This is a genomic window from Agreia sp. (assembly GCF_964263775.1).
In the GTDB taxonomy this organism is placed as follows: Bacteria; Actinomycetota; Actinomycetes; order Actinomycetales; family Microbacteriaceae; genus Agreia.
In genome coordinates, this window is sequence record NZ_CAXVWM010000163.1 from 1 (window position 1) to 9,278 (window position 9,278).

Genomic DNA, 9,278 nt, shown 5'->3' on the forward strand with positions numbered 1-9,278 from the left:
CCGCCGGTAGGGCTCCCCCCGACGGCCGACGTGCTCCCCGCCCCCCGCGGGGCCTACCTCCGGGAGACGCCCGGGCCTAACTGCCGGGGGTCACCCCCCCCCGCCCGGGGGGGGGGGTCACGCGCTTCTTTTCGAGCCGTGCTACTCCTGGATGAAGGCCAGGATGTCGGCGTTCAGAACGTCGGCCTGCGTCGTCAGCATTCCGTGCGGGTAGCCCTCATAGATCTTGAGGGTCGAGTTGCTGAGCAATTCGTGTTGCTTGAGCGCCGCATCCTTGTAGGGAACGACCTGATCGTCGTCGCCCTGCAGCACGAGTACCGGAACGGAGATCGCCTTCAGGTCATCCGTCTGATCGGTCTCGGAGAATGCCTTTATGCCTTCGTAGTGGGCGAGGGCGCTGCCCGTCATGCCCTGCCGCCACCAGTTGGTGATCACCGGGTCTGAGATCGTGGCTCCGTCGCGGTTGAACCCGTAGAAGGGGCCGGATGCCACGGCCTGGAAGAACTCGGCCCGGTTGGCGGCCAGCGCTTCACGGAATCCGTCGAATACCGAGATTGGCGTTCCGTCGGGGTTCGCATCCGTCTGAACCATCAGAGGGGGTACGGCGGCGACAAGCACGGCCTTCGCCACGCGTCCCTGGGGCTCGCCGTGCTGGGCGACGTAGCGCGCGACCTGGCCGCCACCGGTCGAGTGACCGATGTGGATGGCGTTCTTCAGGTCGAGGTGCTCGACGACGGCGGAGACATCGCTGGCATAGTGGTCCATGTCGTGGCCGGTGCCGATGTCGCTCGACCGGCCGTGACCGCGGCGATCGCTCGCGATGACACGGAAGCCCTTCGAGTGGAAGAAGAGCAGCTGGGCATCCCAGTCATCGCTGGACAGCGGCCAGCCGTGGTGGAACACGATGGGCTGGGCATCCTTACTGCCCCAGTCCTTGAAGTAGATCTCCGTGCCATCTTCTGTGATTACAAACGCCATGACCGACCTCCAAGGTTCGTGCTCTCACAATAACTCCGGAGACCCGCTGAAACTCACTAGTGTTCGAATCTGATCGACCACCAAGCCTGGCCGAGTGACGAACGGATGATGGCCGGTCGGCAGCTCCACGGCACGAGTGGCGCGATCGGCATGAAGACGCTGCAACTCGAGAGACGTACTTCTGTCGTGGCCGCAGACGATATAGGTCGAGTCGACGCCCTGCCACCCGGCGGCGGTGGTCGGCGTCGAGAATGCCCTGACGTCCTGAGCCGTGACGCGCTCCCATGCCTGGCGCTGCACCTCGTCATCCGCATCCTGGAGGAAGCGTGCCCCGAACGAATCCGCGTCGTAGCCGACGACGCCGATCGTGCCGTCGCCGTTGTCTTCCACGCGCACGGGATCGGACTCCCCGCTCATGATCATTGCCTGAGCCTGTCCGACGTCGGGCAGGTACGACGAAATGTACAGCAGGTTTCGGATCGCCGGATGGACGCCGGCCTCGGCGATGACCGTGCCCCCGTAGGAGTGGCCGACGACGATCGAGTCGTCGACGTCATCCAGGGCCGCGCGCAATGCGGCCGCGTCGGCAGCGAGCCCGGCCGCACCGCCATCGACCTCGCCTTCCCCGCAGGACGGCAGCTCGACGGCGCGACTCCTGATTCCGGTCGATTCACGAAGCAGCTCGGCCGTGCGCTGCCACCACCATGCGCCGTCGCGCACCATCGCCCCGTGCACAAAAATGAGTTCCATTGCCGTTCCCTTCGATTCGCTACCATCAACCGTACGCGTAACAGAAATTACGCGAAAAGGAGGAGCGTGGGCAGGCGACCTCAACCCGACATCGCCGACCGGCTTCTCGACGCCTGCACGGACTTCGCCCTGAGTCAGGGCCTGCCCGAGCGCCTCGAGCCGCTGGTCGCCGCGACCGGAACGTCATCGCGGATGCTGCTCTACCATTTCGGTTCCCGCGACGACCTCCTGCGCGCGATCCTGCGTCGAGCCCGACACCGACAGGTCACCCACTTCAAGGCCTGGATGCAGCGTCGACCGGACGAGCACTACCTCACTACTTTGGCGACCGCCTGGGCGTCGATGACCGGCCCTGAAGGGCAGCCGTATGTGCGCATGTTCACGCAGTTGCGCGAGAACGCGGAGCAGACGCTCTGGCCGGGTTTTCGTCGCATCGCGACGACCGACTGGCTGGAACCCCTCGAGGACGGACTCCGGAGCGTCGGCTTGACCGGCTCGGCCACGCTCGTGCTGGCCGTCATGCGCGGGCTCCTCATGGACCTGGATGCGATGGCGGACACCGCCCGAACCGATCGAGCCTTCCGCGACTTCCTCGCACTGCTGGATGCCACGCTTCGGCCCGCAGACGAGGCGCGCTGACCCCGTATTACAGGATGATTCGAGGCTGCCCCGGCGAGTCGACGCCCCAGCACGGCGAGCCGCGAATTCATCCAGCCGAACGGAAGGGGCGTCGACTAGAGAGTGAACGAAAGCGCGAGCACCGCGATCGACAGCGCGAGCATGCCGAGGCAGTTGATCCAGAACGCCTGTCCGGTGTTGCGCGCCCGCAGATGGGCGACGGCAGCGCAGCAGAAGTAGGCGACCACGCCGACGTTCGCGGCGAACGCGACCCCGGGCATCCAGACGCCGGCGATCAGGCCGACTGCGCCAAGAGTCTTGATGACGACCAGGATCCACCACCAGTCGCGCGGCAGGTTCACGCCGTCCAGGCAGTCCCGGATGAAGCGGGGAGGCCTGATCGACATGGCGGCGTCGGCGAGGAGAACCAGGGCGAGAAGCGCCGTCGGCCACCACGGATCGGGAAGAAGAGTCATTTCGCGTCCTTCGTGCAGGTGCAGATCGAGGTGAAGGTGAGATCGAGGCTGGCGAGGAGTTCTGCCTCGTCGATGGCCTCGGCCGCCGGCCAGCTGAACAGCGTGCCGATGTAGGAGAAATAGATCGCCCGCGACGTTGCGGTGATCGCGTCGGGCGCCGTGCATCCGTGCGCCGTGAGGGTGGAGCCGATCTCGTTGATGAGAAGGGCGGCGAGTCGGGTGAACAGGGGCGACGATTGTCTTCCCGATACCTGGACCGACGCATAGATTCTCGACAGGTCGGGGCGGCCGGCGAACAGGGCCACGAAAGGCTGCACGAGGTACAGGATGCGCGCGGCGCACGACGCGTCACGCGGGGCGTCGGCGACCGACCGCGAGTGACCCTGTTCGATCAGGGAGTCGAACACCTGCACCAGAAGTGCGTTCTTGTCGCCGGCCGCCATGACCGAACCGACGCTCACTGCGCTCGCGTCTGCGATGTCGCGAATGGTGGTCACGTCGAAACCGCGCTCCTGAAAGAGGCGATCCGCTGCGCCGATCACCCGCTGCCGGGTGGCGTGGCGAAGCTCTCTGCGACTGGACACGGCGATTCCTTGACTGAATGCGTTCAGTGAACGTGTTCAGTATACACTCAGTCGGCGCCAACCGCGGCGCACAACCCCTGACGCCCCGGAATCGGCTCGGAATCGCTTCGTCTGGTGCGCTGATCACCCTCGAGTTTGCCGAAAAGGTGAATGCGTGTTCATAATAAAGTGAACGTGGATTCACTTAGGAGTTGGCATGGAAAAGAAAGTCGCGCTCGTCACGGGCGCATCATCGGGTATCGGCGGGGCCACTGCTCGTGAACTGATGCAACGAGGCTTCGTTGTTTATGGCGGGGCTCGACGTGTCGAGCGGATGGCCGACATTCAGGCCCAGGGTGTGCACACCATTTCTCTGGACGTGACCGACGAGCGCTCGGTGACCGAGGCAGTGTCGAGGATCGAGCGGGAAACGGGACGGCTCGACGCTCTCGTCAACAACGCAGGATACGGCTCGTACGGGGCGGTTGAAGACGTCACCTTGGCCGAGGGGCGAAAGCAGTTCGATGTGAACGTCTTCGGAGTCATGCGCCTAACCCAGGCCGTGCTGCCGATCATGCGCCGGCAGGGGTCGGGCAAGATCGTCAACGTCACCTCAGTGGGAGGTAAAATCTACACGCCCTTCGGCGCGTGGTATCACGGCACTAAGTTCGCTCTCGAAGGCATGAGCGACGCACTCCGCCTCGAGCTCGCGCCCTTCGGAATCGACGTCATCGTCGTAGAACCGGGCGCCATCAAGACGGAGTGGTCAAGTATCGCCGCAGGGCACCTTCGTGAGACGTCTGGCCACGGTCCCTACGCTGAGCAGGCTACGCGTGTCGCACAGGCGTTGACCTCGGGGCCGCTGCACGACCGTGCCTCGGATCCCAGTGTCATCGCCATGACGATCGCCACTGCGGTCACCATTCACAGACCCAAAACCCGGTATGCGGCAGGATTCTCGGCGCGGCCAGTGCTGGCGTTGCGCCGACTCTTATCGGATCGGGCTTTTGACAAGCTCATTACGCGAAGCACGCGCTAGTGGTCTCGGAACGCCCCGATACGAGGGGACTTCCCGTGCGTGCGGACGCACGCCGCAACCAACAGCGCATTCTAGCCGCCGCGCGCACCCAGATCACTGAGCACGGATCTGACGTCTCGATGGGTCAGATCGCCAAGGCGGCGGGTGTGGCCGTCGGGACGCTCTATCGGCATTACCCGACGAAGACCGATCTTGTTCGAGCCGTGCTCACCGAGTTTCTCGAGGCGCTGGTGGTGTGGGCAGAAGCATCCGCCGCTTCGCTGCGGGCACCTGGTGACGCAATGGTGCGAATTGAGACATTACTCACCGACTTCATGAACGAGGCCGCATTGAATCAGGCCGTCAAAGAGGCAGCACATGCTCTCGGTGCCGTCGACATCGCTTCAGAACAGGCCGACCGGGGTCAGGTGGCCTTACGGGCGCTGGTGGCATCGGCACAGGCCGATGATGATCTGCGACTGAACATCACTGCCGATGACCTCTACCTCATGATGATCAGCGCGCCCACAAACCTGGAGAAAAGCGCCCGCGACCGCTGGCTGCACATTCTGGTCGACGGGATCCGTCAACCGTGAACGACCGACACCCGACGTCTCAGAAAGGACGATCATGACCACGACGTGGTTTGTCACTGGCGCTTCATCTGGCTTCGGTCGACTGCTCACCGAGCGACTGCTGGCGCGCGGTGATCGCGTGGCTGCAACTCTGCGGCGCCCCGACGCGCTTGATGACCTGCGCGCCGAGCACGGCAACAGACTCTTCACTGTCGAACTTGATGTGACTGACGCTGACCAGGTGTCCCAGTCGATTGACAAAGCCTTCGCCGCGCTCGGCACGATCGATGTCGTCGTCAACAACGCTGGCTACGGTGTTTTCGCGGCAGCAGAAGAGGTCTTAAACGATCAGGTGCGACGCGTGCTCAACACCAATCTCCTCGGCTCCATCTACGTCATCCGGGCCGTCCTGCCCTATTTGCGCGCTCAGGGCTACGGGCACATCCTGCAAATCTCTAGCGCAGGTGGACAGGCGGTCTATCCGAATTTCAGTCACTACCATGCCTCCAAGTGGGGCATCGAAGGCTTCTGTGAGACGGTCGCCCTCGAGGTTGGTGCGTTCGGCATCGGCATGACGATTATCGAACCCGGCGCGACTCCCACTGGATTCGCCGGCGCCATGGACACCGCACCAGCCATGCCGGAGTATGAGAACACTCCGGCGGGCGAGGCGCGACGTAAACCCTTCACCTTGCCCAACGACCCGCACAAGATCGTTCAGGCGATGATCGACCTCGTCGATTCCGGAAAGGCCCCGCTCCGTCTTCCGCTCGGGTCTGACACCTACAACGACGTGCGGGCGTCTCTCGTCGCCCGCCTCGCCGAACTGGATGCGCACCGAGATGTCGCGTTTTCCGTCATCACAGAATCGAATGGCGGAACAGACCCCGCGGACTGAGGCCAACCTCGAGACTGCCGCCGCGGCGCCGAGCAGCACAACCCCTGGCGCCTACGGGATCGGGTCGGAATCCTGCGTCTTGTGCAGCAATGGGTGTGCCTGCGACATCGCGGTTCAGGATGACCGGATGGTCGGCATCCGGGGTCGGGCCGTCGACCGGGTCAACCACGGCCGTCTGGGGCCGAAAGGTTTGTTCGGCAGCATTCCGGGGATGACGAGTCGGCAGCGGCTCACCCACCCGATGGTCCGCGTCGATGGCGAGTTGGTCGAGACAGACTGGGATACCGCGATGTCTCGAATAGTGGAGGGCAGCACGGCGCTTCTGGCCGAGAAGGGGCCGCTCAGCCATGGTTTCTATACCAGCGGACAGCTGTTTCTCGAGGAGTACTACGCGCTCGCGGTGATCGGCAAAGCGGGGATCGGTACGCCGCATATGGATGGCAACACCCGCCTCTGCACGGCCACCGCCGCAGCGTCGATGAAGGAGAGCTTCGGATGCGATGGGCAGCCGGGCAGTTACCTCGACATCGACGATTGCGATGCCGTGTTTCTGTACGGCCACAACATGGCCGAAACGCAGACGGTGCTGTGGGCGAGAATCCTCGATCGCATCGCGGGCCCCGACAGGCCGTTGATCGTCTGCGTCGATCCCAGGATGACCGAGGTCGCGAAGGTCGCCGATGTGCACCTGCCCGTGCGGCCCGGAACGAATCAGACCCTGATGAACGGGCTCATCCGCGAGCTGTTCGTCAACGGCTGGGTAGATCAACCGTGGGTTCGCGAGCACACGCTCGGGGTCGACGAGCTGCGCGAGGTCGTGGAGTCGTGGACACCGGAGAGGGTTGCCGAAGTCTGCGGGGTCGATGCCGACGACGTGCGCCGGGCGGCTCGCATCTTCGGCGAGTCCGATCGGGTGCTCTCGACGGTTCTGCAGGGTTTCTACCAGTCGGCTCAGGCAACGGCCGCGTCGTGCCAGGTGAACAACCTGCACCTGTTGCGGGGCATGATCGGCAGGCCGGGCGCGGGAATCCTGCAGATGAATGGACAGCCCACAGCGCAGAACAACCGGGAGTGCGGCGCCGACGGCGATCTGCCCGGGTTCCGCAATTGGGAGAACCCCGCCCATGTGCACGAACTGGCCACCCTCTGGGGCGTCGATCCGGATGTCATCCCGCACTGGGCGCCCCCGACCCACGCGATGCAGATCTTTCGCTACGTCGAACAGGGCAGTATCGAGTTCTTGTGGGTGTCGGCGACGAACCCGGCGGTGTCGATGCCCCAACTCGAGCGCATCCGTTCCATCCTCGACCAGAACAGCGTCTTCCTCGTCGTTCAAGACCTCTATCTCACAGAGACGGCCCAGTACGCCGACGTGGTCCTCCCTGCCGCGGGCTGGGGAGAGAAGATGGGCACATTCACGAACGTGAACCGCACCGTGCATCTCTCAAACAAGGCCGTCGAACCGCCCGGCGACGCGCGTTCGGACCTCGACATATTTCTCGACTACGCCGCTCGGATGGGGTTCACGAAGAACGACGGATCGCCTCTCCTCGACTGGGAGGGGCCGGAGGACGCCTACCGGGCCTGGCAGGAGTGCAGCCGTGGGCGCCCGTGCGACTACACCGGCATCAGCTACGAGAGGCTGCGGGGCGGCAGCGGCATCCCCTGGCCCTGCAACGACGAGAATCCGGATGGGCGCACCCGGCTCTACGGCGACGGCGTGTTCCCGACAGAGCCAATCTACTGCGAGAGCTTCGGGCACGACCTGCTCACGGGAGCGACGGTCGGTGAGCAGGCTTTCCGTGCCCGCGAGGCTCACGGCAAGGCGATCATCAAGAGCGCCGAGTACGCGCCGCCCCACGAGGAGCCGAGCGACGACTTTCCACTGCGCTACACGACCGGGCGAACGGCCTATCACTTTCACACCCGCACGAAGACGGCCAGGTCGCGGCAGCTGAACCGCGCCGCACCGACGGCGTGGGTTGAGATCTCGCGCACGGATGCGGCCGCGTCGGGGCTTGTCGAGGGCGACATGGCCCGGGTCTCTTCGCGGCGCGGCGAGATCGTGGTGCCTGTTCGGGTGGGGGAGGTGCGCGAAGGAACCGTCTTCGCGCCTTTTCACTACGGCTACTTCGACGCGTCGACGGCTGTGGCGGGCACCCACGCATCGGCGGCGAACGAACTGACCGTCACCGAATGGGATCCGGTCTCGAAGCAGCCCGTGTTCAAGAATGCCGCCGTGCGAGTCGAGAAGATCGCCGACGCAGTCGGCCCATCCGATGCCCCGACTACGACCGCATCTCGCCCGGCCAGCGGAGCCGGCGCGGGTGCAGCCGGGGTGCGCCAGACCGTCGGGGGGCCGGACGCGGACGCGTCGAGTGTCACCGATCGGGATGCGTGGACCGCCGACCGTACGGAGGCCCCGCGATGATGCTCCCCGTCTACCTCGGCCTTCTGCAGGGGGCAGAGCGGGCGCTGGCGGAGTCGTTTCGGCAGGTCGCCGACGGACACGGGGCGGAACCAGACGTCTACCACCTGTGCCAGACCCTGGCGCAGCAGTGCGACCAGCACGAACAGGCCCTCGCTCCGGCCGTCGAGCGCTACGGCGAGCGGCCCGACGACGAGCCGGACAGGCTCCACGCCGTTGCGATGTGTGATACCCGAACCGGACCGGTAGGTCTCATCCGTGACCTGCAAGATCTCTACGTGCTCGCGAGCATGGTCGATGTGACCTGGATGATGGTCAAGCAGGCGGTCCTCGGGCTGCGCGACGACGAACTCATCGGTATCGTCGCGCAGTGCGAAGCGCAGACTTCGGTGCAGCTGAGCTGGCTGACGACGCGCATGAAGCAGGCCGCCCCCCAAGCGCTGATCGTCGCCCGATGAGCGAGATCGCGAGGCGCGGCCCGCTGCACAAGGCTCAAGAGCGCCGCATCGCGGGCGCGGCGTATGCGACCGTTCTGTCGATTTTCGTACTCGGGCTCGCCGGCGCGGTGGGTCTTCTCATCAAGCAGCCGTGGCTGTTTCCGAGTCTCGGCCCCACGGTCATGCTGTTCTTCGAGTCGCCGAAGCAGCCGTCCTCTCGGCCTCTGAACACCATCGTCGGACACCTCGTCGGCATCTCCGCGGTGCTGCTCAGCACGGCGGCAGGATGGGCGATCAACAGGCTCTTTCTCGGCAGAGTGTCGTAGCTGCGAGTTCGATCAGGGATCCCCATCCGACCGAACTTCCCATACGGCCTGCGCCGGCGCGAATAATATAAAAGGGAGCATGGTCCGCCCCACGGAAGGAGTCCCGGATGGGATTCGTCACCGCCGACATGTCGGTCTCGCTTGATGGCTATGTGACAGGCCCTCATGACAGTCGCGCGAATCCCTTCGGAGATGGTGCCCAGGATCTGCA

Annotated in this window: 11 protein-coding genes; 7 read left to right on the forward strand and 4 right to left on the reverse strand. The window is 64.8% G+C overall.

The window, feature by feature from the left end; all coding sequences use genetic code 11:
* Window positions 1-141 precede the first annotated feature (141 nt).
* Together ACE5CZ_RS11835 and ACE5CZ_RS11840 are read right to left on the reverse strand one after the other, a co-directional pair.
* Complete coding sequence (locus ACE5CZ_RS11835; protein WP_374947530.1) at window positions 142-978, reverse strand: alpha/beta fold hydrolase; 837 nt, start codon at window positions 976-978, stop codon at window positions 142-144.
* 24 nt (window positions 979-1,002) lie between these two features.
* A complete protein-coding gene (locus ACE5CZ_RS11840; protein ID WP_374947531.1) occupies window positions 1,003-1,728 on the reverse strand; it encodes an alpha/beta hydrolase in 726 nt (241 codons plus the stop codon).
* Window positions 1,729-1,794: 66 nt separating this feature from the next.
* On the opposite strand from ACE5CZ_RS11840, the gene ACE5CZ_RS11845 reads away from it, so the two are divergent.
* Window positions 1,795-2,367, forward strand: a complete 573-nt coding sequence (locus ACE5CZ_RS11845) for a TetR/AcrR family transcriptional regulator (RefSeq protein ID WP_374947532.1) — start codon at window positions 1,795-1,797, stop codon at window positions 2,365-2,367.
* Window positions 2,368-2,462: 95 nt separating this feature from the next.
* Here ACE5CZ_RS11845 and ACE5CZ_RS11850 read toward each other — a convergent pair whose 3' ends face one another.
* Together ACE5CZ_RS11850 and ACE5CZ_RS11855 are read right to left on the reverse strand one after the other, a co-directional pair.
* Complete coding sequence (locus ACE5CZ_RS11850; protein ID WP_374947533.1) at window positions 2,463-2,822, reverse strand: DoxX family protein; 360 nt, start codon at window positions 2,820-2,822, stop codon at window positions 2,463-2,465.
* Entirely contained in the window at window positions 2,819-3,406 is a 588-nt protein-coding gene (locus ACE5CZ_RS11855) for a TetR/AcrR family transcriptional regulator (protein WP_374947534.1), read from the reverse strand. The genes ACE5CZ_RS11850 and ACE5CZ_RS11855 overlap by 4 nt, the downstream gene beginning before the upstream one ends.
* Window positions 3,407-3,602: 196 nt before the next feature.
* Between ACE5CZ_RS11855 and ACE5CZ_RS11860 the strand changes: the two genes are divergently transcribed.
* Genes ACE5CZ_RS11860 through ACE5CZ_RS11885 form a run of 6 tightly spaced genes read left to right on the forward strand, consistent with a single transcriptional unit; the run spans window position 3,603 to window position 9,067 of the window.
* Complete coding sequence (locus ACE5CZ_RS11860) at window positions 3,603-4,424, forward strand: oxidoreductase (RefSeq protein WP_374947535.1); 822 nt, start codon at window positions 3,603-3,605, stop codon at window positions 4,422-4,424.
* A 35-nt stretch (window positions 4,425-4,459) separates the two neighbouring features.
* Window positions 4,460-4,999 carry a TetR/AcrR family transcriptional regulator gene (locus tag ACE5CZ_RS11865; RefSeq protein WP_374947536.1) on the forward strand — a complete coding sequence of 180 codons (540 nt, stop codon included), beginning with the start codon at window positions 4,460-4,462 and terminating at the stop codon, window positions 4,997-4,999.
* A 34-nt stretch (window positions 5,000-5,033) separates the two neighbouring features.
* Window positions 5,034-5,876, forward strand: coding sequence for an SDR family oxidoreductase (locus ACE5CZ_RS11870; protein WP_374947537.1), 843 nt, complete (start codon window positions 5,034-5,036; stop codon window positions 5,874-5,876).
* Window positions 5,877-5,934: 58 nt separating this feature from the next.
* Window positions 5,935-8,307, forward strand: coding sequence for a molybdopterin oxidoreductase family protein (locus ACE5CZ_RS11875; RefSeq protein WP_374947540.1), 2,373 nt, complete (start codon window positions 5,935-5,937; stop codon window positions 8,305-8,307).
* Window positions 8,304-8,762 carry a hypothetical protein gene (locus tag ACE5CZ_RS11880; RefSeq protein WP_374947538.1) on the forward strand — a complete coding sequence of 153 codons (459 nt, stop codon included), beginning with the start codon at window positions 8,304-8,306 and terminating at the stop codon, window positions 8,760-8,762. The genes ACE5CZ_RS11875 and ACE5CZ_RS11880 overlap by 4 nt, the downstream gene beginning before the upstream one ends.
* A complete protein-coding gene (locus ACE5CZ_RS11885; protein ID WP_374947539.1) occupies window positions 8,759-9,067 on the forward strand; it encodes an HPP family protein in 309 nt (102 codons plus the stop codon). The genes ACE5CZ_RS11880 and ACE5CZ_RS11885 overlap by 4 nt, the downstream gene beginning before the upstream one ends.
* Window positions 9,068-9,278 lie beyond the last annotated feature (211 nt).

Coding starts and splice junctions, on each gene's coding strand:
- ACE5CZ_RS11835 (WP_374947530.1), bottom strand. CDS start 978: ATGGCGTTTGTAATCACAGAAGATGGCACGGAGATCTACTTCAAGGAC.
- ACE5CZ_RS11840 (WP_374947531.1), bottom strand. CDS start 1,728: ATGGAACTCATTTTTGTGCACGGGGCGATGGTGCGCGACGGCGCATGG.
- ACE5CZ_RS11850 (WP_374947533.1), bottom strand. CDS start 2,822: ATGACTCTTCTTCCCGATCCGTGGTGGCCGACGGCGCTTCTCGCCCTG.
- ACE5CZ_RS11860 (WP_374947535.1), top strand. CDS start 3,603: ATGGAAAAGAAAGTCGCGCTCGTCACGGGCGCATCATCGGGTATCGGC.
- ACE5CZ_RS11870 (WP_374947537.1), top strand. CDS start 5,034: ATGACCACGACGTGGTTTGTCACTGGCGCTTCATCTGGCTTCGGTCGA.
- ACE5CZ_RS11880 (WP_374947538.1), top strand. CDS start 8,304: ATGATGCTCCCCGTCTACCTCGGCCTTCTGCAGGGGGCAGAGCGGGCG.
- ACE5CZ_RS11885 (WP_374947539.1), top strand. CDS start 8,759: ATGAGCGAGATCGCGAGGCGCGGCCCGCTGCACAAGGCTCAAGAGCGC.